This is a genomic window from Nocardia sp. NPDC004573, from assembly GCF_053602135.1.
This window is the reverse complement of the sequence record NZ_JBSGDA010000005.1, coordinates 270,182-296,749: the sequence shown is the minus strand read 5'-3', so window position 1 is coordinate 296,749 and position 26,568 is coordinate 270,182. Positions and strand designations below refer to the sequence as shown.

Sequence of the window (26,568 nt, the reverse complement as noted above, 5' to 3'; positions counted from 1 at the left end):
TCGGCGGGGGACGAGCTGAACGCTCAGGCCCCGGGCGGCGCGCTTCGACAATGGTGGACCGGGCCGTGCCCCGCCCGGTCACGATGATCATTCCACGCGGGCGGCCATCAGCAAGTCGAGCAGCACCTGTGCGAATTCGGCGGGTGCGTCGGTGAATCCGCTGTGTCCACCAGGAAACTCGGTAAGCGGAATGTTCAGCTGTGCGGCGAGTGTCTGCGCGGGGCGATACGGGAGTTTGCCCTTGCTTTCCCGGCCCGCACCCACTACGAGGCGATCGGTGACCGGTGCCAAGGCCGCCACATCGGGCAGATGCGACGTGATCGCACGCAATTCGTGTGCCATGTTGCGCGGTGCGTTGGCGTGCAGACGTTCGATCATCGCCGCGGCGCGCGGCGAGAGCTGCGCAGGGTCGGGCATGCTGACGCCTCCGCCGATGCCTTCGAGAAAACGAGCGCCCGCTGCGGCGAGACCGTCGGTGACGAACAGTGCGTACACCTCGTCGACGAACGCCTTGTGTTCGGCGGCGTCGGGCAGCACGCCGAAAGAAGGCGGCTCGTGTGCGATTACCAGCCGTAACCGCTGGGGATGGCGGGCGAGCAGATCGAGCGCGACCACCGCGCCGCCGCTGCCGCCGAACACGTAGGCGTCTTCCCCCGCAGGGGTGAGGTGTTCCAGCAGGAGGTGGGCATCCTCGCTCTGCACGTGGACCTCGATGTCGGCCGGTGGGCCGGGGTCGAGCACACTGCGGGAGTAGCCGCGCGGGTCGATGGTGACCACGGTGAAGTGCCGCGCGAGCGGCTCGAGGATGGGGTCGAAGACTGCCGCGTCGCCTCCGCTGCCCGGTAGCAACAGCAGGACCGGCCCGGCGCCGCTCAGTTCGTAGTACAGCGTGGCTCCCGGGACGCGCAGAGTGCCGGATCTCATCGTTTCTCCTTGTTCTCGGTCGGCCACTGCTCGAGGGTGACGTGCAGGGCATCGATGATGCGTTCCCAGGAGTCGGCCGTGGAGCGTGTGTGTCCGAATCCGCCGGTCGCCTCGAGAACGCTGTAGCCGTGAAACGTGCTGCGGAGCAAGCGCACGGCGTCCGTCTGGTCGGGTTCGGCCAAACCGTAGGCGCGCAGCATGCTGTAGGTCAGTTCGACGGCGCGCAACGCGCCGGTCGCGGTGCGCGCGACTTCCGGATCGAACGGAAGCTGGCTCGCGGCATACCGGCCGGGGTAGCGCAGGGCGTAGTCCCGCCAAGCGTGGGCGTAAGCGGCGAGAGCGTCGCGTCCGGCGCGCCCGGCCACCGCGGCCGCGATCAGCTCGCTCTTCTCCGTGGCCGCCAGCACGGCGACGCGCGCGCGGAGTTCTCGCAAATTCTTGACATGCGAGTACAGGCTCGCGTCCTGCACGCCGAACTGCTTGGCCACCGCCGACATGGTGACGTTGTCCAGTCCGATCTCGTCGGCGAGATCGGCCGCGGCGCGGGTGATTCGCTCCGCGGTCAGCCCGGCCCGAGCCATCATGCGCACACCTCCATTCCTAGTACTAATAGTTTATATCCTAGGACGCTTAGGTTTGCACCGTGGGGCGGTGCTTCGGCATGCGCACCGGTATTCGGGCTACGAACCGCGTCTTTGCCCACCGGATCCTCGGGATCGTCCGTCGTCGGGGCGTGGCAACCGATCAGCTGGTCCGCCAACCGTCGCAACTTGTTCCTCGAAGTGGGATTCGGCCCGACGTGCCCACGGAGCGCCGCGAGGATCGAGCGTTCGCTAACCGCATGGCCGACCCATGCCACGAGTCGGCCTTCCGTCGGCGAGGCCATCCGGGCAACCTCGGCGCCCCGACCGAAGCCGCGCGGATCGGCTCACAAAGTGAATCGCCGTCCCTTCGCGGCCCATTCACCCCGCCCTCGCGGAGTGATGGCCCAGCGGCCGCGGTGCTGGCAATCCATGATCAGACCGCGCGACTGCAGGCGCAGCAATGCGCTGCGCACCGTCCATGAGGTCAGTCGCGCCTGCTGAGCCAGCTGCTCGACGGTGAGCAATCCGCCTGGCGCAAGCACACCCAGCACCGCGAAATCGGCGGCAGTCCTGGGTCGTCTCATCATGTCGCGGCCTTTCCCTCGGGAGAAGGCAACCCAGGAATCGACTGAGGCTCGGTGGCCGGAGTTGCCGAATCGACGGTAGAAGCCACACCGATACCCCCGCCATGACTTTGCGCGACTTTGCGAATCGCGTTGACCGCCAGCGCCTCCGGTGGGGACGATTGCACGACATCGTCCGTCAGCTCTCGCAAAGGATCAGCTATGAACCTGCGACTTCTCGGATCCGGATCCGATCATGGAGCTTGTCCCGCCGTGTACGCCACCGACACCGGCGTGCTGGTGGTGCAGGGCGATGCGACCGACCGCACCGGAACGGTCCTCGTGCCACACCAATTGCTGGACTGGCTGGAACCGGGCATGTGGCTACGGGTGGAGGCGAGTGGCACCTGCGGTTCGGTGCTGGTGGCCGGTGAACCGGTCACCGACCCGGAACTGCTTGCCCAGCTGACCCTCGACTGTCACGAAACCGCCGTGGTGGTGCGCTGATGTTGCACGTCGTCGGTGACCGCTGTTTCGAGCCGCTCTTCCGGGCGGCTCGATTCCGTGCCTTCCATCTGGAGGTTCGCGACCACTACGCGCTGGAGGACGAGCAGGAGGCGTTGCGCCGCTTCGATGCCGGAGTAGCGTACGAGCGAGAGGAACAGCCCGAGTCCTGGAAAGCCTGGGATGCCCTGATGGTCGAGTCAGCCACGCGCGGCGTCACGCTCGAGCGGTTGCGCGTCGTGACCGTTCCGCACACCGGCTACACCCGATGGCTGGTGTCGGCGACCGACGACAACATCGCCACCGGCGAGACCGTGCGCTGGCTGCCGCGGCATCTGATCGACCCCGTCGATCTGCCCTCCGACGATTACTGGCTGTTCGACACGAACACCCTCGCCTTCAACACCTTCGCGGAGAACGGGGCGTTCATGGGGCTGTCGATCACCACCGACCCGGCGCTGATCGCCCGCTACCTGCAGGTGCGGGAACGACTGTGGCCCAGGGGCATTGATCATCAACGATATTCCGAGAGTGAGCACGTACCCGAGTGAACGGTGTGTCGGACGCACGTGAGGTGCTGGGCGCGCGCCTACGTGAATTACGTCGTGCCGCCCACCTGACCGGCCTGGAACTGGCCGCGAGATGCGGCTGGCATTCCAGCAAGGTTTCCCGGATCGAGGGCGGCAAGCAGACGCCCTCGGAGGCGGATCTGGCGGCGTGGTGCGAAGCGTGCGGCAATACCGCCGTGCTGGACGATCTGGTCGCCAACGCGCGCAATCTGCAGTCGATGTACCTGGAATGGCAGCGCACCGTCGCCTCCGGGCATGCGCGCAGGCAACGGCAGTCGATCGATCTGGAGGCGCAGACCACGCAGATCCGCTGGTACGCGCCGGACACCTTGCCGGGACTGCTGCAAACCGAGGGCTACGCGCGCGCGATCCTGACCGCCTGCATCGCGGTCACCGGTGGACGCGACGACCTGGAGGACGCGGTGGCCGCCCGCATCGCCCGCAAGCAAGTGCTGTTCCGGGCCAAGCACCGGTTCCACTTCGTGGTCAACCAGGCCGCGCTGTGGCGCACGGTCGGCGACGCCGCCACCATGGCCGAGCAACTCGCCCACCTGCTGGCGGTGATGGCCAACCCCAGGGTGCGGCTGGGCATCATCCCGATCTGCGCCGAGTACCGTGCCCCCGCGACGAATTTCGTCATCTACGACCGTGCGCAGGTGCTCACCGAGACGGTTTCGGCCGAACTCACCATCACTCGTCCGTCGGAGATCGCCCTGCACGAGCGGACATTCGCGATCCTCGCCGACCAAGCCGAGTACGGTGATCGCGCCCGCGCGCTGATCGCGAAAGCGCTGGAACGCCGGCGCGGCAGCTGAGTGCCCGCAACAGTGCGACGGCGATGCCGCCACTGTCGTCCAGCGGCGGCATCGCCGGGTCGGGTCAGCGCACGAAGGTCGCCGCCTGGCCGGCGAGGTCGAGCAGCGGCTGGGGGAAGACGCCGAGCGCGAAGGTGATCGCCGCGGTGATCGCCACGATCGTCGTCGTCAGCGGCGGGGACACCAGCACCGGAGCGTCGGCGGGCGGGTCGGTGAAGAACATCAGCACGATGACCCGCAGGTAGAAGAAAGCCGCGATGGCGCTGCAGATCACGCCGATGACGACCAGCGGTGTCGCACCGCCCGAGGCGGCGGCCTCGAAGACGGCGAACTTGCTGACGAAGCCGCTGGTGAGCGGCAGCCCGGCGAAGGAGAGCAGGAACAGCGCGAAGATCGTGGCCAGCCAGGGGGAGCGGCGGCCGAGCCCGGCCCATCGCGGCAGGCCGGTCGCTTCGTCGCCGTCCGGTTCGCGGACGAGGCTGACCACCGCGAATGCGCCGAGCGTGCCGATACCGTAGGCGGCCAGGTAGAACAGCACCGCCGCGACACCGCGCTCGTTGGCCGCGACCGGTCCGGTGAGCAGGAAGCCGGCATGCGCCACCGAGGAATACGCGAGCATTCGTTTGACGTCGGTCTGTGTGATCGCCATGACCGCGCCGACGGCCATGGTGGCGATCGCGACGGCCGCGAGGATGGGCCGCCAGTCGTCGCGCAGGCCGGGCACCGCGACCTGCAGCACGCGCACCAGCGCGCCGACCGCCGCGATCTTGGTGGCCGCGGCCATGAAGCCGGTGATCGCGGTGGGAGCGCCCTGGTAGACGTCGGGCACCCAGGACTGGAACGGCACCGCGCCGATCTTGAACAGCAGGCCGACGGCGAGCATGGCGATCCCGAGCACCGCCAGCGTCGCGTTGTCCGGATGCTGCGCGATCGCGTCGGCGATGCCGCCGAGCCGCACCGTACCCGCCTGGCCGTACAGCAGCGCGACGCCGTAGAGGAAGAACGCCGAGGAGAACGCGCCGAGCAGGAAGTACTTCAGCGCCGCTTCCTGGGAGAGCAACCGCTTGCGCCGGGCCAGCCCGCACAGCAGATACAGCGGAAGCGACAGCACCTCGAGGGCGACGAACATGGTCAGCAGGTCGTTGGACGCCGGGAACAGCAGCAGGCCGCCGACGGCGAGCAGCGTCAGCGGGAACACCTCGGTGGTCGCCACGCCCGCGCGCAGCGCCGCCGCTTCCGCCGCGCTGCCTGGTACTGCCGAAGCCTGCGGCGTGAACGCGTCCACACCCCGTTCCCGAACGGCCGCGGCTCGGCTCCAGGTTCCTGGACCGGACCGCGCCTGTATACGGGGTTCGGCTCCGCGCTCGGCGATGAACAACACCCCGAGGATCGACACGACCAGGATGGTGCCCTGCAGGAACAGCGTCACACCATCGATCGCGACCGCCCCGGCGACGGCGACGGTCTCGGTGCCCGCCAACGCCACGACGGCGATCAACGCCGCCGTCAGGCCGGCCACGCTCAGCACCACATGGGTGGCATAGCGGTAGCGCCGGGCGACGAACGCTTCGGCCAGGACGCCGAGGACGGCGGCGCCGAACACGATGAGCATCGGGGACAGGGCGCCGTATTCGATGCTCGGCGCGGGGACGCTCGCGGCGAGCGTCGTAGCGGAGGCCGGGACGTTCACTTGTGGGCACCTCCGGACTGGTGGGCCGATCCCGCTTCCGGCAAGGGTGGTACCGAGGGTGCGGGATCGCTGCGGCCGATGGTGGTGAGCGTCTGGCTCACCGCGGGATTGATGAAGTCGGTCAGAACCTTCGGATAGATGCCGAGAAACAGCAGCGCGACGATCAACGGGACCACCACGGCGACTTCGCGCGGTGCGAGATCATGGATGCGCTCGTTGCCTTTCTTCACCGGCCCGGTCATCATCCGCTGGTAGAGCCACAGAATGTAGAGGGCCGCGAGCACCAGCGCGCTGGCGGCGATCACGGCGGCGAACTGGTAGCGGGTGAATGTCCCGACCAGCACTAGGAATTCACTGACGAAGGGGGCGAGACCCGGCAGCGACAGCGTCGCCAGACCGGCGATGAAGAAGGTGCCGGCCAGCACGGGAGCCACCTTCTGCACGCCGCCGTACTCGGCGATGAGCCGGGTACCTCGCCGTGAGACCAGGAATCCGGCCACCAGGAACAGCGCCGCGGTGGAGATACCGTGGTTGACCATGTACAGCGTCGCGCCGGTTTGGCCCTGGCTGGTCATGGCGAAGACGCCGAGGATGATGAAGCCGAAGTGGGAGATCGAGGTGTAGGCGATCAGGCGCATCACGTCGGTCTGCCCGATGGCCAGCAGAGCGCCGTACACGATGCCGATCACCGCCAGCGTGATCACCAGCGGCGCATAGGTGTCCGACGCGCCGGGGAACAGGAGCAGGCAGTAGCGCAGCATGCCGAAGGTGCCCACTTTGTCGACCACCGCCATCATCAGCACAGCGCTGGACGGCGTGGCCGCGACGGCGGCGTCGGGCAGCCAGGTGTGCAGCGGCCAGAGCGGAGCCTTGACCGCGAAGGCGAACATGAAGCCGAGGAACAGGGCATTGAGCACCGCGGGACCGGCGCCGAGCTGCCCGGCGTTGGCGGCGGCGACCACCGTGCGGAAATCGAACGTGCCCGCGGATCCCTCGCCGAGGCCCTCGCGAGCGGTGAGGACGTACAACCCGATCACCGCGGCCAGCATGATCAGCCCGCCGAACAGGTTGTACAGCAGGAATTTCACCGCCGCGCGGGAGCGCTGCCTGCGCAGCAGCGCATCCCCGGTGCGCGGCCCGAACCCGCCGATGAGGAAGTACATCGGGATGAGCATCGCCTCGAAGAACACGTAGAACAGCAAGATGTCCAGGGCGACGAAGGAGACCAGCACCATCGCCTCGACGAGCAGGGTGAGTGCGACGTAGGTGTGGGCCACCCGTTTGCCGCTGCCGACTTCGCGTTCGTCGTGCCAGCCCGCCAGGATCAGCAGGGGCACCAGCGCCGCGGTCAGCAGTACCAGGACCAGCGCGATGCCGTCGAGGCCGAGGGTGTAGCCGGCGCCGAACGCCGGAATCCACTGATGGGATTCGACGAACTGGTATTGGGCGCCCGCGGTGTCGAACCGCACGGCCAGCCCGATGCCGAGACCCAGCACGAGCACCGAGAAGCCCAGCGCCACGGCTCGAGCGAGGGTGCGCTGCGCGGGGGGCAGCATCAGCACGATCGCCGCACCGACGACCGGGGCCAGCCACAGCGTCGTCAACCAGGGGAATTCGTTCACCACAACCTCACCGCCAGCAGGGCGGCGGCCACCAGGGCCGCGCCGGTGAACATGGACAGAGCGTAGGAGCGCACGAATCCGGACTGCATGCGCCGGGCCCGTGCGGACAACCCGCCGATCAGTGCCGCGGTGCCGTTGACGACGCCGTCGATGCCGCGATTGTCCAGGAAGACCAGCGCTCGGGTCAGATGCCGGCCGGGTCGCATGAACGCGGCTTCGTTGACGGCGTCGCCGTAGAGATCGCGCCGGGCGGCCACGGTCAGTGCGGACACGGTTTCGGGTGCGGTCTCGGGGACCTCACGGTGTGCGTACTGCGAGTAGGCGACCGCGACGCCGACGGCGACCACGCCGAGTACCAGTATCGTGACCAGCGCCGCGGGGACGGTCTCGGTGCCGTGATGGGCGCCGACGACCGGTTCGAGCCAGTTCTGCAGCGAGGAGCCGAAAGCGAACACCGCTCCGGCCCCGATCGAGCCGAGGGCGAGCAGGATCATCGGGCCGGTCATCACCGCGGGAGATTCGTGCGGGTGGGTGTCCGGTTTCCAGCGGCGCTCGCCGAAGAACGTCATCAGCATCACCCGCGTCATGTAGAACGCGGTCAGGCCCGCACCGAGCAACGCCGCCAGGCCGAGCGCGATCCCGCTCATCCCGCCTTGGTTGAACGCCGCCTCGATGATCCGGTCCTTGGAGAAGAATCCGGCGAACGGCGGCACTCCGATGATGGCCAGGTAGCCGAGACCGAAGGTGACGTAGGTGATCGGCAGCAGGGTGCGCAGTCCGCCGTAGCGGCGCATGTCGGTTTCGTCGTCCATCGCGTGCATGACCGAACCGGCGCCGAGGAACAGCCCGGCCTTGAAGAACCCGTGGGTGAGCAGGTGCATGATGGCGAAGGCGTATCCGGCGGGGCCGAGTCCGGCGGCCAGCACCATGTAGCCGATCTGGCTCATCGTGGAGGCGGCCAGCGCCTTCTTGATGTCGTCCTTGGCGCAGCCGATGATCGCGCCGAACAGCAGGGTGACCGCGCCTACCAGCACCACGCCGAGGCGCGCGTTCGGTGCGAGGTCGAAGATCGCGTGGGAGCGCGCGATCAGGTACACGCCCGCGGTGACCATGGTGGCGGCGTGGATGAGCGCCGACACGGGGGTGGGGCCTTCCATCGCGTCACCGAGCCAGGACTGCAGCGGCACCTGGGCGGACTTGCCACACGCGGCCAGCAGCAGCAACAGGCCGATCGCCGTGAGCGTGCCCTCGCTCGCGGCGGGCGCGGCGCCGAACACGACGCCGAAGTCGATCGACCCGAACGTCGCGAACATCACCATCATCGCGATCGCCAAGCCCATGTCACCGACTCGGTTGACCACGAACGCCTTCTTCGCCGCCGTTGCCGCCGATGGCTTCTCGTGCCAGAACCCGATGAGCAGGTAGGAAGCCAGGCCGACGCCCTCCCAGCCGAGGTAGAGCACGAGATAGTTGTTCGCCAGGACCAGCAGCAGCATCGCCGCGAGGAACAGATTCAGGTAGGCGAAGAACCTTCGTCGCGCCGGATCGTGGCTCATGTAGCCGATCGAGTAGACGTGGATGAGCGAACCCACACCGGTGATCAGCAGCGCGAAGCACATCGACAGCTGGTCCACCTGCAGCGAGAAGTCGACCTGCAGGCCGGCCACCGGGACCCAGCTGAACAGGTCCTGGTGCATCGCGCGGTCGGCGGTGTCGCGGCCGAGCATGTCGGCGAACCCGAGCACGGCGACCGCGAACGAGGCCAGCGCGATCGCGGTGCCGAGCAGATGACCCCACTTGTCGGCGTAGCGGCCGGTCAGCAGCAGTACGACAGCGCCCGCCAAGGGGAGGGCGGGCAGCAGCCACAGCGTTGCGGTGTCCACGTCAGAACTTCAGCAGGTTGGCGTCGTCGACCGAGGTCGAGCGGCGGGCGCGGAAGATGGTCATGATGATGGCCAGGCCGACGACCACCTCGGCCGCGGCGACCACCATCGTGAAGAACGCGAACACCTGCCCGTCGAGGTCGTCGTGCATCCGGGCGAAGGTGACGAACGCGAGGTTCACCGCGTTGAGCATCAGCTCGATGCACATGAACACCACGATGGCGTTGCGGCGCAGCAGCACTCCGGCCGCCCCGATGGTGAACAGCAGAGCGGACAGGAACAGGTAGTTCTCGGGATTCACCGGTTGCCTTCCTCGTCGCTGGGGTTGTCGGTCCCGTCCGATGCGGGCGTGGTGCCGACCGAGATGACGGCCGCTTCGGTGAGCGCCCTGGTGCGGCGGTGCCGCAGGATGGTGCTGACCGACAGTTCCTCGAACGACCCGTCGGGCAGCCGCGCGGGGATGTCCACCGCGTTGTGCCTGGCGTAGACGCCCGGCGTGGGCAGGGGGGTCGCGCGGTGTCCCTTCTCGCGGAACCGGCGGCGCGACAGTTCACGCTGATCGGTGCGTGGCCCGAAGTGCTCGCGGTGGGCCAGCACCATGGCGCCGATGGTGGCGGTGATCAGCAGGGCGCCGGTGAGTTCGAAGGCCCACACGTAGCGCAGGAAGATCAGCTCGGCCAGTTCGGCGATCACGTCGCGACCCGGGAAACCGGTGGCGGGGAACGTGATCGCGGACTCCCGCACGCCGTGGGCGATGCCGCCGCTGAGCAGCAGCCCGAAGCCGAGGCCCACCGCGGCCGCGGCGAGCCGCTGGCCGCGGATGGTCTCCTTCAGCGATTCGGCGGAGTCGACGCCGACGAGCATCAGCACGAACAGGAACAGCATCATCACCGCGCCGGTGTAGACCACGATCTGCACCACGCCGAGGAACAGTGCGTCCTGGGCGATGTAGAACGCGGCCAGCGCGATCATCGTGGTGGCCAGGCACAGCGCGGAATGCACCGCCTTGGGGGCGAACACCATGCCGAGCGCGCCGAGCACGGCCAGCGGGGCGAGGATCCAGAAATGGACGGTTTCGCCGGTGGAGGCGCGGGTCAACGGCTCCGCGGCGAGGATGAGTTCGGTCACCGTGTCGCTCCTTCCACGCCCGCGGGGGCGGGTTGCCGGGGCGCATCGGTCGCCGTGGCTCCGGCGGTGGCCGGCGCGGCGCCGGGCACCCGGCCGAGGTAGTAGTCCGCCTCGTCGGCGCCGGGGTGCATGGCATGCGGCGGCGCGGTCATCCCGGGCTGTAGCGGGGCGAGCAACCGGTCCTTCTCGTAGATGAGATCGGCGCGGTTGTCGTCGGTCATCTCGTAGTCGTTGGTCATCGTCAACGCTCGGGTGGGGCAGGCCTCGATGCACAGTCCGCAGCCGATGCAGCGCAGGTAGTTGATCTGGTAGACCCGCCCGTACCGTTCACCGGGGGAGAACCGTTCCGTCTCGGTGTTGTCGGCGCCTTCGACGTAGATCGCGTCCGCAGGGCAGGCCCACGCGCACAGTTCGCAGCCGATGCACTTCTCCAGGCCGTCGGGATGGCGGTTGAGCTGGTGCCTGCCGTGGTAGCGCGGCGCGGTCGGCGTCTTCTGTTCGGGATAGAACTCGGTGTTGGGCTTCTTGAACATGGTCGTCGCGGTGACCGCGAACCCGGACAGCGGCTCGAACAGGCCCGTTTTGGCGCGGGTGGCGTCGCGGGCGTGCGCGTCGGCGGGCAGCGGCGGCACCGGGAAGCCGAGGAAGACCGTGGAATCGGTGGCATCCGCGTCGGTGGGTTCCTCGACCGGTGGCGGGGTCGCCCCGGCCCGGCCTGCCCGCAGGAATTGCAGCACCAACAGGCCGGTGACCAGCACGCCGCCGATCACGAGGATCGGAGTCTGCACCGGATAGCCCTCGGCTTGCAGCACCCGCGCGGTGGCCACCACCATGACCCACGCCAGCGAGGTCGGAATCAGCAGTTTCCAGCCCAGATTCATGAATTGGTCGTAGCGCAATCGGGGCAGGGTGCCGCGCAGCCAGATGAACACGAACAGGAACGTCCATACCTTGGCGGTGAACCACAGCACCGGCCACCACCCCGAGTTCGCGCCCTCCCACATGTTCAGCGGCCACGGCGCCCGCCACCCACCAAGGAACAAGGTGGTGGCCAGCGCGGACACGGTGCCCATGTTGACGTATTCGGCCAGCATGAACATGGCGAACTTGAGTGAGGAGTACTCGGTGTGGAAGCCGCCGACCAGTTCGCCCTCGGCCTCGGGCAAATCGAACGGCGCCCGGTTGGTCTCGCCGACCATCGAGACGCAGTAGATCAGGAACGAGGGCAGCAGCAGGAACACATACCAGGTGCCTTCCTGCGCGGACACGATGCCGGAGGTGGCCATGGTGCCTCCGAGCAGGAACACCGTCGCGAAGCACAGTGCCATGGCGATCTCGTAGGAGATGACCTGCGCGGTCGAGCGCAACCCGCCCAGCAGCGGATAGGTGGATCCCGACGACCAGCCGGCCAGCACGATGCCGTAGACGCCGATGGAGGTGATCGCGAGGATGTACAGCACCGCCACCGGCAGATCGGTGAGCTGCAGCGGGGTCGTGACGCCGAAGACCGACACCTGCGGCCCGAGGGGGATCACCGCGAACGCCATGAAGGCGGGCACCACCGAGATGACCGGCGCCAGGATGTAGATCGGCTTGTCCACGATCGCCGGGACGATGTCCTCCTTGAGGGCCATCTTCACGCCGTCGGCGATGCTCTGCAGGGAGCCGAACGGCCCGGTCCGGTTGGGGCCGATCCGCATCTGCATGCGTGCCACGATCTTTCGTTCCGCGAGCACGGCGATCAGCGGGATCAGCATCAGATAGACGAAAACGGCCACGGCTTTGGCGATCACCAGCCACACCGGGTCGTTTCCGAAGCCCGCGGGGGTGTACGGATCCGAGGCGACGAGTGTGGCGAGATCACTCATGACGGTGCTCCTTCATCCTCTCGTCGGCGTGCCGCAGATGCACGATCGCGCCGGGCTGGACGGCGAGCTGCTCGGCGATGGAGCAGCCGGGCGAGTGCTGTGGCAGCCACACCACCCGATCGGGCAGGTCACTGATCATCAGCGGCAGCGTGACCGCGCCGCGGCTGGTGGCGACGGTGACCGGATCGTCGGGTTGCGCGCCGAGTTCGGCGGCGGTCGCGGCCGACAGGCGCACCACCGGAGGCCGGGCGATGCCGGCGAGATTCGGTTCACCGTCCTGCATGCGTCCCTCGTCCAGCAGCATCCGCCAACTGGCGAGCACCGCGGTGCCGGGTCGAGGCTGCGGCAACGGATGCGGCGGGTGGGTGGGCGCGGAGACGGGCGCGCCGTCCCACGCGCCGAGTTCGGCGAGTTCGGCGCGGGCGGACTCGACGTCGGGCAAGCCGAGGCGCACCGACATCTCCTCGGCGATGGCGTGGAGCACCCGCTGATCCGACAGCGGCGCGCTCTGGCGGCGCACCATGTCATCGCCGAGCGCGGCGGCGAACGGGCGCGGCCTGCCCTCCCAGGTGCGGAAGGTTCCGGCCTTCTCCATGGCCGCGGCGACCGGGAACACCACGTCGGCGCGTTCGGTGACCGGACTGCGGCGCAGTTCCAGGCTCACCACGAACCTGGCCGCGTCGATGGCGGCCAGCGCGGCGGCCGGGTCGGGCAGGTCGGCGACGTCGACGCCGCCGATGACCAAGGCGCCGAGGCCGGACGCGGCCTCCAGGATGGCCGTGGTGTCCCGGCCCGCGCCGACGGGCAGCTCGGGCACGTTCCAGACCGCCCGGACCTGTTGACGGGCACGCGGATCGGCGACCGGCCGCCCGCCGGGCAGCAGGCCGGGCAGAGCGCCCGCTTCGACCGCGCCGCGTTCGCCGGCCCGGCGCGGCACCCACGCGAGGGCTGCGCCGGTTTCCTCGGCCAAGCGCACGGCGGCCGACAGCGCGCCCGCGACACCGGCCATCCGCTCACCGATCATGATCACCGCGCCGGGTTCGCGCAGCAGCCGGGCCAGATCGGCCAGCTGGGCGGGATCCGCGCCGGGGGCGGTGATCTCGCCGGTGCGGATGGCGTCGAGCAGATGCGGTTCGGCGCCCGGGACGGTACGCATCAACCGTCCGGACATGCGGTCGAGTCCCCGAGAGGAGTAGGGCGCGAGCGAGTAGATCGGCAGCCGGTGCTTGCGGGCGGCCTTGCGCAGCCGCAGGTACACGATCGGCGACTCTTCTTCGGGTTCGAACCCGACCAGCAGGACGACCGGCGCGGCCTCCACGCTGTCATAGGTCACCGTGCCGTCCTGGCCGGCGACGCGAGCGGCGAGGAAATCGGCCTCCTCCGCCGAATGCGCGCGGGCGCGGAAGTCGATGTCGTTGGTGCCGAGGGCAACTCGGGCGAACTTGGCGTAGGCGTAGGCGTCCTCCTCGGTGACCCGGCCGCCGACCAGCACGCCCGCGTTGCCGAACGACGCCGCCAGTCCCTCCGCGGCCGCGGCCAGTGCCTCCGACCAGGAGGCGGGGGCGAGCTCGCCATCCCAACCGCGCACCAAGGGAGTGGTGAGCCGGTCGGGTTCGGTGGCGTAGGTGAACGCCCACCGGCCCTTGTCACAGTTCCACTCTTCGTTGACCTGCGGATCGTCCCCGGCCAGCCGGCGCAAGACCTTGCCGCGCCGGTGATCGGTGCGCTGTGCGCAGCCGGAGGCGCAGTGCTCGCAGACGTTCGGGCTGGACACCAGGTCGAACGGACGCGCGCGGAATCGGTAGGCGGTGCCGGTGAGCGCGCCGACCGGGCAGATCTGCACGGTGTTGCCGGAGAAGTAGGAATCCAGCGGCTCGGCCTGCGCGGTGCCCACCTGTTGCAGCGCACCGCGATCCATCAGTTCGATGAACGGATCACCCGCGATCTGCTGGGAGAACCGGGTGCAGCGGGCGCAGAGCACGCAGCGTTCCCGGTCCAGCAGCACGGCCGTGGACAACGGAATCGGTTTGGGATAGGTACGTTTGCGTCCGTCGAACCGAGATTCGGCGCGGCCGGTGGACATCGCCTGGTTCTGCAGCGGGCACTCGCCGCCTTTGTCGCACACGGGGCAGTCGAGCGGATGGTTGATCAGCAGCAGTTCCATCACGCCCTCCTGCGCCTTGTCGGCGGCGGGCGAGGTGAGCTGGGTGCGGACCACCATGCCGTCGGTGGCGGTCATGGTGCAGGAGGCGACGGGTTTGCGCTGTCCCTCGACCTCCACGAGGCATTGGCGGCAGGCGCCGACCGGATCGAGCAGCGGATGGTCGCAGAAGCGGGGGACCTGGATGCCGATCAGTTCGGCGGCACGGATCAGCAGCGTGCCGGGCGGCACGCTGACCTCCGTGTCATCGATGGTCAGAGTCACCAGGTCGGCGGGAGCGGGTCCGCCGTTGTGGTCTCGCACGGTGGCGGGCCCACCCGTCGTCCGGCCGCCACCTCGGATCGAATCGCTGCGCGATACCGGTTTCATCGGACCTCTCCTCCTGACTCGGCCCATGCGGTGGAGCGTGCCGGGTCGAATGGGCATCCGCCGAGCCGCAGGTGCTCGGCGTATTCCTCGCGGAAGTACTTCAGCGAGGAGATGATCGGACTGGCGGCGCCGTCGCCGAGGGCGCAGAACGACTTGCCGTTGATGGTGTCGCTGATGTCGAGCAGTTTGTCGAGGTCGGACGCAACGCCGGTGCCCGCTTCGATCCGTTCCAGCAGCTGCACCAGCCAGTAGGTCCCCTCCCGGCAGGGGGTGCACTTGCCGCAGGACTCGTGGGCGTAGAACTGCGTCCAGCGCAGCACGGCCCGCACCACGCAGGTGGTGTCGTCGAAGATCTGCAGTGCCTTGGTGCCGAGCATGGATCCCGCGCTCGAGACGCCTTCGTAGTCGAGCGGCACGTCGAGGTGTTCCTCGGTGAACAGCGGCGTGGACGAGCCGCCCGGTGTCCAGAACTTCACCCGGTGCCCGGCGCGCACGCCACCCGCGTAGCCGAGCAGCTCGCGCAGCGTGACGCCAAGCGGCGCCTCGTACTGTCCCGGCCGGGTCACGTGACCGGACAGCGAGTAAAGGGTGAATCCGGGTGACCTCTCGCTGCCCATCGAGCGGAACCAGGCGATGCCGTTGCGGATGATCGGCGGGACGCTGGCGATGGATTCCACGTTGTTCACCACGGTCGGGCAGGCGTACAGGCCGGCGACGGCGGGGAACGGCGGGCGCAGGCGGGGCTGGCCGCGGCGGCCTTCCAGCGAGTCCAGCAGCGCGGTCTCCTCACCACAGATGTAGGCGCCCGCGCCCGCGTGCACGATCAGCTCGAGGTCGTAGCCCGAGCCGAGGATGTCGTGACCGAGGAAGCCCGCCGCGTAGGCCTGGGCCACCGCGGCTTGCAGCCGTCGCAGCACCGGAACCACCTCGCCGCGCACGTAGATGAACGCGTGCGCCGCGCGAATGGCGTAGGCGGCGATGACGACGCCTTCGATCAGCGCGTGCGGCGCGGCGAGCATCAGCGGAATGTCCTTGCAGGTACCGGGTTCCGACTCGTCGGCGTTCACCACCAGGTAGTGCGGTTTGGTGACGCCGTCGGGTCCGGGGCCCTGCGGGATGAAGCTCCATTTCATGCCGGTGGGGAAGCCTGCGCCGCCGCGTCCGCGTAGGCCCGCGTCCTTGACGGTCTGGATGATCTGGTCCGGTTCCATCCGCAGGGCGGTGCGCAGCGCCTGGTAGCCGTCGTGCCGGAGGTAGGTGTCCATGGTCCAGGACTGCGGATCGTCCCAGTAGGTGCTCAGCACCGGAGTGAGCGTCATCGCGGGCCCTCCGGATCCTCGTGCGCCGCAGGGGCTCGCATGCCCTGTTCGCGGGCGACCCGCAGACCGGCGAGCGTCGCGTCACCGGCGGCGCCGTCGAGCACGCCGGGGCGCTCGTCGGGGAACCCGGCGAGGATGCGGGCGGTCTGCCTGAACGTGCACAGCGGCGCGCCCCGGGTCGGGGTGACTTGCTGTCCGGCTCGCAGCGCGTCCACCAGGGCCTGCGCGGATTCGGGTGTCTGGTTGTCGAAGAATTCCCAGTTCACCATGACCACCGGCGCGAAGTCGCAGGCCGCGTTGCACTCGACGTGCTCGAGGGTGATCGTTCCGTCCGCTGTGGTCTCGCCGTGCCCGATGCCGAGGTGGCGCTCGAGCGCGGCGAGGATGGCATCGCCGCCCATGACCGCGCAGAGCGTGTTGGTACAGACCCCGACGTGGTAGTCGCCGGTAGGTGTGCGGCGGAACATCGAGTAGAAAGTGGCCACCGCGGTCACTTCCGCGCCGGTCAATCCCAATTGCTCCGCGCAGAACTCGATGCCGGTGCCGGTGACGTAGCCTTCCTCGGACTGCACCAGGTGCAGCAGCGGCAGCAGCGCCGAGCGCGGGTGCGGATAGCGCGCGATGATCTCCTTGGCGTCGGTTTCCAGCCGTTCGCGCACGAAAGGCTGATAGGGCTCGGGCCGGGTGCTGAGCTTCAGCAGGACTTGGGTCCCGCCGGACCCGTACCCACCGCCGTTCGGGCTGTCGCCGTGCGTCTGGTTCATCGGTCCACTCCGCCCATGACCGGGTCGATGCTGGCGACCGAGGCGATGACGTCGGCGACCATGCCGCCCTCGCACATCGCCGCGACCGCTTGCAGATTGGTGAACGAGGGGTCGCGATAGTGCACCCGGTAGGGCCGGGTGCCGCCGTCGCTGACCATGTGCACGCCCAGTTCGCCGCGGGGGGACTCCACCGCCGTGTACACCTGGCCCGCCGGCACGCGGATGCCTTCGGTGACCAGCTTGAAGTGGTGGATCAGCCCTTCCATGGACGTGCCCATGATCTTGCCGATGTGCTTGGGGGAGTTGCCGAGTCCGTCCGCGCCGACCTGCAGGTCGGCCGGCCAGGCGATTTTCTTGTCGTCGATCATGACCGGCCCGGGCCGCAACCGGTCCAGGCACTGCTCGACGATCTTCAGCGACTCCTTCATCTCCTCCACCCGGATGACGTAACGGCCGTAGCAGTCGCATCCGGTGGTGGTGGGGATGTCGAATTCGTAGTTCTCGTAGCCGCAGTAGGGCTGGGCTTTGCGCAGGTCGTGCGGCAGGCCGGTGGCCCGGAGCACGGGGCCGGTGATGCCGAGGGCCATGCAACCCTGAAGGTCGAGGTAGCCGATGTTCTGGGTGCGGGCCTTCCAGATCGGGTTGGCGGTGAGCAGGTGTTCCATGTCGCGCAGCCGCTTGGGCAGCAGCGCGAGCAGTTCGCGCACCTTGGTCACCCCGTTGTCGGGCAGGTCCTGGGACAGGCCGCCGGGGCGGATGTAAGCGTGGTTCATCCGCAGGCCGGTGATCGTCTCGAACACGTCGAGGATCAGCTCGCGCTCGCGGAATCCGAACAGCATCGGCGTCAGCGCGCCGAGTTCCATGCCGCCGGTGGCCAGCGCGACGAGGTGCGAGGAGATGCGATTGAGCTCCATCAGCAGCACACGCACGACCGTGGCGCGCTCCGGGATCTGTTCGGTGATGTCGAGCAGTTTCTCCACGCCCAGGCAGTACGCCGTCTCGTTGAAGAACGGCGACAGGTAGTCCATGCGGGTGACGAAGGTGACGCCCTGGGTCCAGTTGCGGAATTCGAGGTTCTTCTCGATTCCGGTGTGCAGGTAGCCGATGCCGCAGCGCGCCTCGGTGACCGTTTCGCCCTCGATCTCCAGGATCAGCCGCAGCACGCCGTGCGTGGACGGGTGCTGGGGACCCATGTTGACGACGATGCGTTCCTCGCCCGCGCCGGACAGCGTCTCGGCAACCTGGTCCCAGTCCTGTCCCGCGACGGTGACCGTGGCGGGCTCGGCGGCGGCGACGTCGGTGTGGGTGTCGGTGTCGGTCATCAGCTGTATGCCCTCCGCTCGTCGGGCGGCGGGATGCGCGCGCCCTTGTATTCGACCGGTATCCCGCCGAGCGGGTAGTCCTTGCGCTGGGGGTGGCCGCGCCAGTCGTCCGGCATGGTGATCCGGGTCAGCGAGGGGTGCCCGTCGAACCGGATGCCGAAGAAGTCGTAGGTTTCGCGTTCGTGCCAGTCGGTGGTCGGATACACCTCGTAGAGCGACGGAATATGCGGGTCCGCATCCGGCGCGGCGACCTCCACCCGCAGGCGGCGGTTGTGTGTGATCGAAATGAGGTGATAGACGGCGTGCAGCTCGCGGCCGGAATCCTCCGGATAGTGCACCCCGTCGACGCCGAGGCAGAGTTCGAAACGCAATGCGGGGTCGTCGCGCAACGCGCGAGCCACCGTGACCAGCTGCTCGCGGTGCGCGTGCAGGGTGAGCTCGCCGCGGAAGACGATCACTTTCTCCAGCGCCGCGTCCAGGCGGACACCCGTGGCGGTGAGCGCGGTGCGCAGCGCGTCGACCACTTCGTCGAAGTACCCGCCGTACGGGGCCGGCGTGCTGCCGGGCAGCGTCACGGGGCGGACCAGCCGACCGTAACCCGAGGTGTCGCCGGTGCCGGTGACACCGAACATGCCGCGGCGTACGCCGATCACCTCGGCGCCGGCCTGTGCGGAATCCTCTTCCGGCAAGGTGCCTTCGGGGCCCGCCGTGGCCGCCGCGTCGATCGCGTCGTGCGCGGGCGGGGCGTCGGTGTCGTCGGGGGTGTCGAAGGTCATCGCAGCAGACCCTCCATCCGGATGGTCGGCGTCGAGGCGAGCGCGGCCTGTTCGGCGGCGCGGATGGCTTCCTCGCGGTTGACGCCGAGCGGCATCTGTTGAATTTTGGCGTGCAGTGCCAGAATCGCGTTCAGCAGCATTTCCGGCCGGGGTGGGCAGCCGGGCAGGTAGATGTCGACCGGCACCACATGATCGACGCCCTGCACGATGGCGTAGTTGTTGAACATCCCGCCCGACGACGCGCAGACGCCCATCGCCAGCACCCATTTCGGTTCGGTCATCTGGTCGTAGACCTGGCGCAGCACCGGGGCCATCTTCTGGCTCACCCGGCCCGCGACGATCATCAGATCGGCCTGCCGCGGCGAGGCGCGGAATGCTTCCATGCCGAAACGGGCGATGTCAAACCGGCCTCCGCCGGTGGCCATCATCTCGATGGCGCAGCACGCCAGCCCGAAGGTGGCGGGCCATAGGGAGCCTTTGCGCAGGAATCCGGCGAAATCTTCGACCGTGCTCAGCAGGAAGCCGCTGGGCAGTTTCTCCTCGAGACCCATGTTCTACTGACTCGCTTCCACTCGTCGCCTACGAATTCGATTGCGCGGCATTCAGTCCCAGCTGAGCCCGCCGCGCTTCCACTCGTAGGCATAGGCCACCGAGACGTTGACGATGAACAACGCCATCGCGGCCAGACCGAAGAGACCGAGCGCATCGAAGTGGACTGCCCACGGATAGAGGAACACGATCTCGATGTCGAAGATGATGAACAACATCGCGGTGAGGTAGTACTTCACCGGAAAGCGTTGTCCGGTAATGTTTCCCGGCCCGCCGGCCACGGCATGCGGGGTGGGTTCGATCCCGCATTCGTAGGGTTCGAGCTTCGCCCGGTTGCGCCGTTTCGGGCCGACCAGGGCCGAGAGGACGATGGAGAACAGCGCGAACGCCGCCGCGATCGCGCCGAGTACGAGCGTCGGCACCTCGATATTCACGACTGCACTTCCCCTCCTTGCGAGCTGCAGCTGACAACAGCGTCCGAGGCGGGCTGACGTCGTTGTCCGCCTCGGCCAGACTCGCCCTCGGCTCCACCCGGAACCGGTCATTCATTGATCCGTTTCCTTGTGAGGTACGGCACAGCCTACAACTGAAAGGGGCCTCCGCAGCGGGTTTGGTGCCGCCGTTTGATCGAATTCAGTACAAGCATTTATGACCGAAACGGTGGTAATCCGGGGAGGGTGACCGTGACGTTGGGTGAACGGTCAGTTGGCTGCGCCGGAGTGTCGCGTAGTACGACGTCGAATGTGGTCCCGAGCGGGTTCGGAGTCGGGGACGGCGACAGCCCGGCGGCGGCCGGGAGCGTCGGAGAAGAGGAGTCCGGGCGTTGTTGTAGCCGTGCCGAAGCGCGACACCACGCGCGATGGAACTAATTCATGATCGCTATGAATGTCCGGTTCGGTCCCGGGCGGGCGCGGCTCCGGGTCAGGCCGCGGAGCGGCTGCGCAGCAGCGCGACGACGGCCTCGGTGAGCCGGAGCGGATCGATGGGGTGCGCCACCGCGGCCTCCGCACGCGACCAGCCGGCCAGCCAGGCGTCGTCAGGACGGCCGGTGAGCACCAGCAGCGGCGGGCACGGATCGACTTCGTCTTTCAATTGCTTGGCGATGCCCAGTCCGCCGGCCGGGCTCGCCTCGCCGTCGAGCACGGCCAGGTCGATGCCTCCGGCGTCCATCTGGGCGATCACCACGGGGGCGGTGGCGACCTCGAGGTACGCGAATTCCGGCAACTCCGGGCTCGGGCGCTTGCCCAAGGCCTGGATCACCTGGCGCCTGGTGTCGGCGTCATTGCTGTACACGAGAACCCGCAGCGGGGTGGAACGAGGAGAATCGGCCACGAACGGCATGGTACGTCCGCGAGGGTGGACCGCGTGGCAGGTTCGGCACAGATCGCCCGCGCGCGTCGCGCACCGCGCGTCACCGGCGGCGTCGTCCGGCGAAAGCCGATGGCAAGCAGTTGACAAGAAACTGCCGGTAAAGTCCGGCCCATGCGGGGAGATATCACGCAGGCCCTCGTCGACACCGACGTGTGGACCGACGAAATGCTGGGCAGCGCAGGGATTCCGGTGGTCGGCGTACCGTTCGTGACCATCGGCAGCGGAATCGGCTCGTTCGTCACCTACGACACCCTCCGGATCTTCGGCGTGCCCGCGGAGGCGATGGCGGTGCTCGGTCCACAGGAGCACCCGTGGGCGTCCTACGAATACCTGACCAGGGTCTCGCAGATTCCCCGCGGCGAGCGCCTGCGCAGCGATTCGGCCTCGACACCGGACAACATCTGGGGCTTCCCGTCCTACGCGGTACGGGAGGCGATCGCGGACCGATCGCTGGGGCCGCTGTGGAACGTCTTCACCGAACCGATCTTCGCGAACTACTACACCCCCCGCGCGGGCCAGGCGTTCGCCGCCATGGAGCGGGAGTTCCACCGCATCGGTTACGCCCGCTCCCTGCACCGAGGTCACGTACGGATGGTCCGCAAGCGCCACGGCGGCGGATACTTCACCATCCTCACCCCGCCCGCGGGTTCCACGCCGACCAAGCGGGTGGCTTTCCGCAGCACGTATGTGCATGTCGCGGTGGGTTATCCGGGTCTGAAACTGCTGCCGGACCTGCAGGAGTACCGCGAGACCCATCGCGATCCGACGCGCGTGGTCAACGCCTACGAGCCGCACGAGCACGTCTACCAGACGCTGCAGCGGCGCCCCGGCACCGTGCTCATCCGCGGCAGCGGGATCGTGGCCAGCCGCGTCCTGCAGCGGCTCATCGACGACCGGGACGCCTACCGGCTCGACACCAGGATCCTGCATTTGTTCCGTACCTATATCGCCGGCCCGCACGGCAAGAATGTCTTCAGCCGGCGCAAGGGCGGCGACGGGTGGGCCTACCAGGGCTTCAACTATCCGAAGTCGGTCTGGGGCGGTCAGCTCAAGCAAAAGGTGCGGCGACTGCAAGGCGAGGAACGGGCGCGGGCGTACAAGGAGATCTCCGGCACCAACACCCCGATCCGGGACAACTGGCAGGAACAATTGCGCCGCGGCCGCCGAGAAGGCTGGTACCAGGTGATGGCGGGCACGATGCGGGCTCCCCGTCCCGCCGGTGGCCGCCAAGGCGTGGTCGCGACGATACTCCCGGATACCACTGCGCCGCTGCCGTTTCCGCCACCGACGCAACCGTTCGACACCACCGTCGACTACATCATCGACTGCACGGGGTTGGAAGCCGACATCCGCGAGCACCGTTTGCTGGCCGACCTGCTGGACCACGCGGGCGCCGGGCGCAATCCGCTCGGCAGGCTGGACGTGGAGACGACCTTCGAGCTGATCGGCACCCGGAGCGGCACGGGCCGGATGTACGCCTCCGGCAGCGCGACACTCGGCGGGCCGTTCGTGGGCGTGGACACCTTCCTCGGCCTGCAGATCGCCGCGCAGGAGATCGCGGACGATCTGGCCGCGGTCGGGTTCTGCCGCAGGATGGGTCCGCTGCGCTCCACACGGCAATGGTGGCTGTGGGTTACGAACGAGAAGATCTGAGCGATGCTTCCTACCTTGAACGGGCGAATCCAGACCCGTCTTCTCGCGCTGAGCGTGATCGGCTTCGTCGTCGCGCTGGTCATCACCCCGTTCCTGCCGACCGGTTCGTCGAGCATCGGCCAGGCGTACCGGGTGACGTTGTCGGTTCTGCTCGGCACCGTCCTGGTCGGTGTGCTGTGGGAATTGCTCTACCATTTCCTGCAGCAGTTCCGCTGGGAAAAGGACTGGCCGACCCTGTTCGGTTTCATCACCATCGTCAACGAGGGGGCGCTGATGTGGGTCCTCGTGCGCTACACCACGGTGGTCCTGCCCGGGCATCTGCGCCCGTCGCTCGTGGCGTTCGGAATCCAGTTCGTCATCACGTGGATCGTGTTCTGGCTCATCGTGAACGGTCCCATGCGGGTGGTGTTCCACCGGTGGCGCTTCCAAGGCGGCCGGTTCCTGTGAGCGCGCAGATCGAGGTGTTGCCCGGCGGCCACCTGGTGGCGAGCGCGAGCGGTGCCGTCGTGGTCGTCGCACACCGCGGCGACGGCACAGTCACAGCCGACACGGTGGCGGCCCGGACGATGGCTGCGCTGCTGGACATCGTGCGCGAGGCCGTGGCGCGCGACCGGAGTCGCAGCGGGCGGGCGGTGGCGCGGGCGGCCACGACCTGGCTGATGGGGCTGGCCAGCGGCGAGGAGGACGAGGTCGAGTTCGGCGTGGTCACGCCCGCGGACAACGGTCTCGCGGTCTTCCTGCACGGTGGCATCACCGCTGTCCTCGCCGGCGCCGGCCACACGGAGGTGCTGCGCGGCCGGGACGCCGGATTCACCGTCGACCGCATGGTGACGCCCGCACCCGGCGCCGGCGCGGGGTTGTTCGTGGACGAGGCGGGATGGACCGCGGAGTCGCTTCCGGAGCGCGGCATTTTCGCGCTCGGCGAGGGGACCGCACCGGGGTCGGGCGCGGTGCGGTGGTCCGGGGCGGTGCCGGAGGTGCACCCCGCCGAACCGGAGGCCCACAGTGTCGGCGAACCCGGACGGCGGCCGGAGGCGGGATCCGCGCGGCAAGTCCCGCCCGTGCCGCGGCCGGTATCGGCCCCTGAACCGCAGCGGATCGGGGAACCGCAGCACGTCGAGCCGCCGCCGGCGTCGACACCACATTCGGTCGCTGCTCCGCCGAGACAAGACCCCGCGGCGGTCGCGGGATCCGCCGCACCTCAGGCGCCGCCATCGCACCGTCCCGAAGCGGAGCAGGCGTCTGGAGCGCAGCCGCGGTCGGCACCGAGCCTGCGCAAGGGTCAGGAGCCCGGCGACGCCGCAACGGAAGTCGATCTGCAGGCAGCGGCGCGCCGGGCCGCGCCCGGCCCGGGCGTGACGCCTTCGGTGGCGCAGCCGACGCCACCGCGACCGGACCGGGGACCGGCACGGCCTGCCCACCGCACCGACCGAGACCAGGCGATCGCCGACGACGCGGATCTCGCCGAGACGGTGGTCCCCTCGGCCGAGGTCGTCGCGGCGGCGCTCGGGTCGACCGGCTCGAACACGCTGGGACATCGGGTGATCGTGCACGGCTTCCAGTGCGCACGCCGTCATCACAACGATCCGCGGGTGTCCTTCTGCGCGGTGTGCGGCATCCGGATGGATCAGCTCACCTGCGTGCTCACCGAGGGGGTTCGTCCTCCGCTGGGCGTGCTGCTCCTGGACGACGGCACATCGTTCGTGCTGGACAGCGACTGCGTGCTCGGACGCGAGCCGGAGTATTCCGAGGCCGTCACGCGCGGCGCTCGCCCGCTGCGGCTGGAAGACAGCTCGGGCGGGATGTCCCGGGCGCACGCGGAGATCCGCCTCGTCGAGTGGGACGTCACAGTGGTGGACGGCGGCTCCACCAACGGCACCCACATCCGTCATCCCGGACGACAGGAATGGGTGCGTGCGGTCCCCGGCCGGCCGGTCACCCTCGCGCCCGGCGCCCAGATCCAACTGGGCGGACGCGTGCTGACCTTCGACTCCCCACACGGCCAGTTGTAGCCGCGGATCGGCACGTCGAACGGTCGCGGAATCGTCCGGAGCGGATCTCGGTCCCCGCAACCGCTCGTCCGCGTCGAAAACAGAACACCGAGGAGGCGCGCGACCGGCGCGAAGCAGAGTGGTTGCGTAGAAAGGCCGTGTGGGAGCAGCACCAACAAGACAACCGCTGATCCGACGACCGGCAGACAAGAGAGGCCTTGTGCTGGCGAGGTCTCTCGACCTTCTCGGATGACGGCAATGCCGGATCACCCGCTGCCGGTCTTCCCGCTCAGGTGTGGCGGAAGCGGATGATGCCCGACCACGGGTTGCGCATGGGTTTGCGTGGGTCGGGCTGAGGCAGATAGGTGAACGGGCGCAGGTACCAGGGTGCGCGATGGAATTTGCGGGCGTGCAGCAGCAGGCTTTCCAGCTCGATCGGCTGCCAGCCGAGGTCTTCGAAGAAGCGGACGCCGTTGGGGGGCTCGAATTTCATCGGCGCGTTGGCGAAGGTGTCCCCGGAACGCAGCTTCCGCATGCCCATGCTGAGGTCGAGGAGCCACCAGGCGATCTCCGGGCGGTTCAGGGCGTTCGCCAGATCGGTGACCGTCGGCGGGTCGAGGTACATCAGCAAACCCTCGGTGAGCACCAAGGCTTTCGAGGCGGGGGCGGTGGCGGGGGCGACCGCGCCGAGCGCCTCGTCGAGGAACTTCGCGCGGGCGTCTGGGTCGGCGAGATCGACCGCTCGGCGGACGAGCACGCAGTGCGGCGTCTCATCGGTGAGCGCGTCGTCCTTCTCCGCGACGATCTCCGGCAGGTCCGCTTCGATCCAGAGCAGCTCGGGCGGTAGATCCAGCCGATAGGGGCGGGTGTCCAGACCTGCGGCGAGGTTGAGGACGCGGTCGCACCCCTCGGCGATCGCTGTGCTGACCAGGTCGTCGATCAGCTTGGTCCGCGTGACGATCGGCCATCCGCCGCGCATCATCCGGGGCGCGCTATCGGCGATGGCGTGGCCGCGTTCTCCGGCCAGCCGGTCGGCCAGCGGATCGTGGAACAGCGCGTCCGGGCGCGTCGTCTCGCGTGCGCGGTAGGCCGCCACCCACCGCGCTGTGTCCGACACGTTGGACGGTACGTCCCCTCGAGTCATGCGGGCCAGTCTGTCATATCGGTCCGGCGGCTGCCCGGCACCGGCGCTCCGGTGCGGGACGAGGATCAGTGGGGGTGAAAGACGTCGGGGCCGACCTCGGCGGAGTCGAGCAGATGGGTGAGGAACAGGCGGGTGGTCGGCGTCGGCGTGCGGGTGGTGATGGCATGCCAGGGACGGTCCAGTGGGGTGCCCTCGACCGGGAGGACGCGCAGCACGCCGTTCTCCAGGTCCTGGGAGATCGCGTCGCTGTGGATCAGCGTGACGCCCAATCCTTCTCGCGCTGCGGCCAGGACGGCACCGTGGGATCCGAGGGTGAGCGTGGGCGGCTCGATGTGGAGTTGCTCCAGCAGGCCGAGAGTGGCCTCCCTGGTACCGGAGCCGCGCCCGCGCAGCAGCCATGTGGTGTGCAGCGGGTCGAGTTCCGGCAGGCCGACCACGACCAGGCGGCTCGGCCGCCGAGCGCGCACCACCAACCCGGTGTCCCGCGGCGGGCGGCCCGCGATGACGAGATCCGTTTCGTGGTGTTGCAATTCGAGGAACAGTGCGTCGCGCGGGTGCACCGACAGGCTCAGCTCGATGTCGGGGTAGCGGCGGCGGAACGAGGCGAGCGGCCGCAGCAGGACGTATTCGCCCGCGGTGGCGACCACGCCGATCCGCAGGCGTCCGGTCTCGGCGCGACGCACGGCGGCCTGCGCCTCCTTCATCAATCCGAGGATGCCGCGGCAGTACTCGGCGTAGACGCGACCGGACTCGGTGAGCGTGATGCCGCGCCCGGCCTTGGCGACGAGCTCGGCGCCGAGCTGTTTCTCGATGTGCGCGACGGCCGCTGAGACGGCGGCCTCGGTGATGTGCAGTTGCGCCGCGGCGCGGCGAATGCTGCCGTGGCGGGCGACGGCCAGGAAGGTTTCCATCCGAGCCGCGCTCACCATACCCATCGAACGACGGTAACAAACTCAACGAAAACGTTGGGTATCGCGAGGAACAATCAAATTGTTTGTC

General features: G+C 68.7%; 25 protein-coding genes. 6 read left to right on the top strand and 19 right to left on the bottom strand.

The annotated features are described in order from the left end of the window. Nucleotides 1-87: 87 nt before the first annotated feature. The 3 genes from ACWEKR_RS11020 to ACWEKR_RS11010 all read right to left on the bottom strand — a co-directional run bounded on the left by ACWEKR_RS11020 (nt 88) and on the right by ACWEKR_RS11010 (nt 2,092). On the bottom strand, nt 88-924 hold the full coding sequence (locus ACWEKR_RS11020; protein ID WP_452354327.1) for an alpha/beta fold hydrolase: 837 nt from the start codon (nt 922-924) through the stop codon (nt 88-90). After that, nucleotides 921-1,508: a TetR/AcrR family transcriptional regulator gene (locus ACWEKR_RS11015; protein ID WP_452354326.1), complete on the bottom strand. Its 588-nt coding sequence runs from the start codon at nt 1,506-1,508 to the stop codon at nt 921-923. Before ACWEKR_RS11015 ends, ACWEKR_RS11020 begins: the two co-directional genes overlap by 4 nt. A gap of 344 nt (nt 1,509-1,852) precedes the next feature. Then, a complete protein-coding gene (locus tag ACWEKR_RS11010) occupies nt 1,853-2,092 on the bottom strand; it encodes a GntR family transcriptional regulator (protein ID WP_452354325.1) in 240 nt (79 codons plus the stop codon). 201 nt (nt 2,093-2,293) lie between these two features. On the opposite strand from ACWEKR_RS11010, the gene ACWEKR_RS11005 reads away from it, so the two are divergent. From ACWEKR_RS11005 to ACWEKR_RS10995, 3 genes are read left to right on the top strand one after another with little or no spacing between them, the layout of a single operon-like run. Continuing rightward, complete coding sequence (locus tag ACWEKR_RS11005) at nt 2,294-2,578, top strand: hypothetical protein (RefSeq protein WP_159840714.1); 285 nt, start codon at nt 2,294-2,296, stop codon at nt 2,576-2,578. Further along, entirely contained in the window at nt 2,578-3,126 is a 549-nt protein-coding gene (locus tag ACWEKR_RS11000; protein WP_452354324.1) for a DUF6879 family protein, read from the top strand. The genes ACWEKR_RS11005 and ACWEKR_RS11000 overlap by 1 nt, the downstream gene beginning before the upstream one ends. Nucleotides 3,127-3,131: 5 nt before the next feature. Further along, nucleotides 3,132-3,959: a helix-turn-helix domain-containing protein gene (locus ACWEKR_RS10995; protein WP_452354323.1), complete on the top strand. Its 828-nt coding sequence runs from the start codon at nt 3,132-3,134 to the stop codon at nt 3,957-3,959. Between the two features lie 64 nt (nt 3,960-4,023). Here the strand turns inward: ACWEKR_RS10995 and nuoN are convergent, their stop codons facing one another. The 14 genes from nuoN to ACWEKR_RS10925 all read right to left on the bottom strand — a co-directional run bounded on the left by nuoN (nt 4,024) and on the right by ACWEKR_RS10925 (nt 20,751). Beyond that, entirely contained in the window at nt 4,024-5,649 is a 1,626-nt protein-coding gene (gene nuoN / locus ACWEKR_RS10990; protein WP_452354322.1) for an NADH-quinone oxidoreductase subunit NuoN, read from the bottom strand. Beyond that, on the bottom strand, nt 5,646-7,271 hold the full coding sequence (locus tag ACWEKR_RS10985; RefSeq protein ID WP_452354321.1) for an NADH-quinone oxidoreductase subunit M: 1,626 nt from the start codon (nt 7,269-7,271) through the stop codon (nt 5,646-5,648). Before ACWEKR_RS10985 ends, nuoN begins: the two co-directional genes overlap by 4 nt. Continuing rightward, entirely contained in the window at nt 7,268-9,154 is a 1,887-nt protein-coding gene (nuoL, locus tag ACWEKR_RS10980) for an NADH-quinone oxidoreductase subunit L (protein ID WP_452354320.1), read from the bottom strand. Before nuoL ends, ACWEKR_RS10985 begins: the two co-directional genes overlap by 4 nt. A gap of 1 nt (nt 9,155) precedes the next feature. Continuing rightward, nucleotides 9,156-9,455 carry an NADH-quinone oxidoreductase subunit NuoK gene (gene nuoK / locus ACWEKR_RS10975; protein WP_159840702.1) on the bottom strand — a complete coding sequence of 100 codons (300 nt, stop codon included), beginning with the start codon at nt 9,453-9,455 and terminating at the stop codon, nt 9,156-9,158. After that, complete coding sequence (locus ACWEKR_RS10970) at nt 9,452-10,282, bottom strand: NADH-quinone oxidoreductase subunit J (RefSeq protein WP_452354319.1); 831 nt, start codon at nt 10,280-10,282, stop codon at nt 9,452-9,454. Before ACWEKR_RS10970 ends, nuoK begins: the two co-directional genes overlap by 4 nt. Further along, nucleotides 10,279-12,150: an NADH-quinone oxidoreductase subunit NuoH gene (gene nuoH / locus ACWEKR_RS10965; RefSeq protein ID WP_452354318.1), complete on the bottom strand. Its 1,872-nt coding sequence runs from the start codon at nt 12,148-12,150 to the stop codon at nt 10,279-10,281. Before nuoH ends, ACWEKR_RS10970 begins: the two co-directional genes overlap by 4 nt. Then, complete coding sequence (locus ACWEKR_RS10960; RefSeq protein WP_452354317.1) at nt 12,143-14,680, bottom strand: NADH-quinone oxidoreductase subunit G; 2,538 nt, start codon at nt 14,678-14,680, stop codon at nt 12,143-12,145. Before ACWEKR_RS10960 ends, nuoH begins: the two co-directional genes overlap by 8 nt. Then, on the bottom strand, nt 14,677-15,999 hold the full coding sequence (gene nuoF, locus ACWEKR_RS10955) for an NADH-quinone oxidoreductase subunit NuoF (RefSeq protein ID WP_452354316.1): 1,323 nt from the start codon (nt 15,997-15,999) through the stop codon (nt 14,677-14,679). Before nuoF ends, ACWEKR_RS10960 begins: the two co-directional genes overlap by 4 nt. Next, entirely contained in the window at nt 15,996-16,763 is a 768-nt protein-coding gene (nuoE, locus tag ACWEKR_RS10950) for an NADH-quinone oxidoreductase subunit NuoE (RefSeq protein WP_452354315.1), read from the bottom strand. The genes nuoF and nuoE overlap by 4 nt, the downstream gene beginning before the upstream one ends. Then, nucleotides 16,760-18,085, bottom strand: a complete 1,326-nt coding sequence (gene nuoD / locus ACWEKR_RS10945; RefSeq protein ID WP_452354314.1) for an NADH dehydrogenase (quinone) subunit D — start codon at nt 18,083-18,085, stop codon at nt 16,760-16,762. Before nuoD ends, nuoE begins: the two co-directional genes overlap by 4 nt. After that, on the bottom strand, nt 18,085-18,861 hold the full coding sequence (locus tag ACWEKR_RS10940; RefSeq protein ID WP_452354313.1) for an NADH-quinone oxidoreductase subunit C: 777 nt from the start codon (nt 18,859-18,861) through the stop codon (nt 18,085-18,087). Before ACWEKR_RS10940 ends, nuoD begins: the two co-directional genes overlap by 1 nt. Beyond that, nucleotides 18,858-19,412 (bottom strand): NuoB/complex I 20 kDa subunit family protein, encoded by a 555-nt coding sequence (locus ACWEKR_RS10935; RefSeq protein WP_043691073.1) that lies wholly within the window; start codon nt 19,410-19,412, stop codon nt 18,858-18,860. The genes ACWEKR_RS10940 and ACWEKR_RS10935 overlap by 4 nt, the downstream gene beginning before the upstream one ends. Nucleotides 19,413-19,463: 51 nt before the next feature. Further along, entirely contained in the window at nt 19,464-19,844 is a 381-nt protein-coding gene (locus ACWEKR_RS10930; RefSeq protein ID WP_195085396.1) for an NADH-quinone oxidoreductase subunit A, read from the bottom strand. A 487-nt stretch (nt 19,845-20,331) separates the two neighbouring features. Further along, nucleotides 20,332-20,751: an Rv3143 family two-component system response regulator gene (locus ACWEKR_RS10925; protein WP_159840688.1), complete on the bottom strand. Its 420-nt coding sequence runs from the start codon at nt 20,749-20,751 to the stop codon at nt 20,332-20,334. A gap of 141 nt (nt 20,752-20,892) precedes the next feature. Here ACWEKR_RS10925 and ACWEKR_RS10920 point away from each other — a divergent pair, with 141 nt between their 5' ends. Genes ACWEKR_RS10920 through ACWEKR_RS10910 form a run of 3 tightly spaced genes read left to right on the top strand, consistent with a single transcriptional unit; the run spans nt 20,893 to nt 24,446 of the window. Beyond that, nucleotides 20,893-22,434 carry a hypothetical protein gene (locus ACWEKR_RS10920; protein WP_452354312.1) on the top strand — a complete coding sequence of 514 codons (1,542 nt, stop codon included), beginning with the start codon at nt 20,893-20,895 and terminating at the stop codon, nt 22,432-22,434. A 3-nt stretch (nt 22,435-22,437) separates the two neighbouring features. Next, nucleotides 22,438-22,881, top strand: a complete 444-nt coding sequence (locus tag ACWEKR_RS10915) for a hypothetical protein (RefSeq protein ID WP_452354311.1) — start codon at nt 22,438-22,440, stop codon at nt 22,879-22,881. Beyond that, on the top strand, nt 22,878-24,446 hold the full coding sequence (locus ACWEKR_RS10910) for an FHA domain-containing protein (RefSeq protein ID WP_452354310.1): 1,569 nt from the start codon (nt 22,878-22,880) through the stop codon (nt 24,444-24,446). The genes ACWEKR_RS10915 and ACWEKR_RS10910 overlap by 4 nt, the downstream gene beginning before the upstream one ends. A 268-nt stretch (nt 24,447-24,714) precedes the next feature. Here ACWEKR_RS10910 and ACWEKR_RS10905 read toward each other — a convergent pair whose 3' ends face one another. Both ACWEKR_RS10905 and ACWEKR_RS10900 read right to left on the bottom strand, forming a co-directional pair. Then, the gene (locus ACWEKR_RS10905) at nt 24,715-25,569 is read right to left on the bottom strand and encodes a class I SAM-dependent methyltransferase (protein WP_452354309.1); all 855 of its coding nucleotides are present in this window, start codon (nt 25,567-25,569) and stop codon (nt 24,715-24,717) included. Nucleotides 25,570-25,634: 65 nt separating this feature from the next. After that, nucleotides 25,635-26,504 carry a LysR family transcriptional regulator gene (locus tag ACWEKR_RS10900; protein WP_452354308.1) on the bottom strand — a complete coding sequence of 290 codons (870 nt, stop codon included), beginning with the start codon at nt 26,502-26,504 and terminating at the stop codon, nt 25,635-25,637. Between the last annotated feature and the right edge of the window lie 64 nt (nt 26,505-26,568).

Excerpts from the sequence above, each read along its gene's own strand:
- ACWEKR_RS11020 (WP_452354327.1), bottom strand. The coding sequence starts at position 924 with ATGAGATCCGGCACTCTGCGCGTCCCGGGAGCCACGCTGTACTACGAA.
- ACWEKR_RS11015 (WP_452354326.1), bottom strand. The coding sequence starts at position 1,508 with ATGATGGCTCGGGCCGGGCTGACCGCGGAGCGAATCACCCGCGCCGCG.
- ACWEKR_RS11010 (WP_452354325.1), bottom strand. The coding sequence starts at position 2,092 with ATGAGACGACCCAGGACTGCCGCCGATTTCGCGGTGCTGGGTGTGCTT.
- ACWEKR_RS11005 (WP_159840714.1), top strand. The coding sequence starts at position 2,294 with ATGAACCTGCGACTTCTCGGATCCGGATCCGATCATGGAGCTTGTCCC.
- ACWEKR_RS11000 (WP_452354324.1), top strand. The coding sequence starts at position 2,578 with ATGTTGCACGTCGTCGGTGACCGCTGTTTCGAGCCGCTCTTCCGGGCG.
- nuoH (WP_452354318.1), bottom strand. The coding sequence starts at position 12,150 with ATGAGTGATCTCGCCACACTCGTCGCCTCGGATCCGTACACCCCCGCG.
- ACWEKR_RS10960 (WP_452354317.1), bottom strand. The coding sequence starts at position 14,680 with ATGAAACCGGTATCGCGCAGCGATTCGATCCGAGGTGGCGGCCGGACG.
- nuoF (WP_452354316.1), bottom strand. The coding sequence starts at position 15,999 with ATGACGCTCACTCCGGTGCTGAGCACCTACTGGGACGATCCGCAGTCC.
- nuoE (WP_452354315.1), bottom strand. The coding sequence starts at position 16,763 with ATGAACCAGACGCACGGCGACAGCCCGAACGGCGGTGGGTACGGGTCC.
- nuoD (WP_452354314.1), bottom strand. The coding sequence starts at position 18,085 with ATGACCGACACCGACACCCACACCGACGTCGCCGCCGCCGAGCCCGCC.
- ACWEKR_RS10940 (WP_452354313.1), bottom strand. The coding sequence starts at position 18,861 with ATGACCTTCGACACCCCCGACGACACCGACGCCCCGCCCGCGCACGAC.
- ACWEKR_RS10935 (WP_043691073.1), bottom strand. The coding sequence starts at position 19,412 with ATGGGTCTCGAGGAGAAACTGCCCAGCGGCTTCCTGCTGAGCACGGTC.
- ACWEKR_RS10925 (WP_159840688.1), bottom strand. The coding sequence starts at position 20,751 with ATGCCGTTCGTGGCCGATTCTCCTCGTTCCACCCCGCTGCGGGTTCTC.
- ACWEKR_RS10920 (WP_452354312.1), top strand. The coding sequence starts at position 20,893 with ATGCGGGGAGATATCACGCAGGCCCTCGTCGACACCGACGTGTGGACC.
- ACWEKR_RS10915 (WP_452354311.1), top strand. The coding sequence starts at position 22,438 with ATGCTTCCTACCTTGAACGGGCGAATCCAGACCCGTCTTCTCGCGCTG.
- ACWEKR_RS10905 (WP_452354309.1), bottom strand. The coding sequence starts at position 25,569 with ATGACTCGAGGGGACGTACCGTCCAACGTGTCGGACACAGCGCGGTGG.
- ACWEKR_RS10900 (WP_452354308.1), bottom strand. The coding sequence starts at position 26,504 with ATGGGTATGGTGAGCGCGGCTCGGATGGAAACCTTCCTGGCCGTCGCC.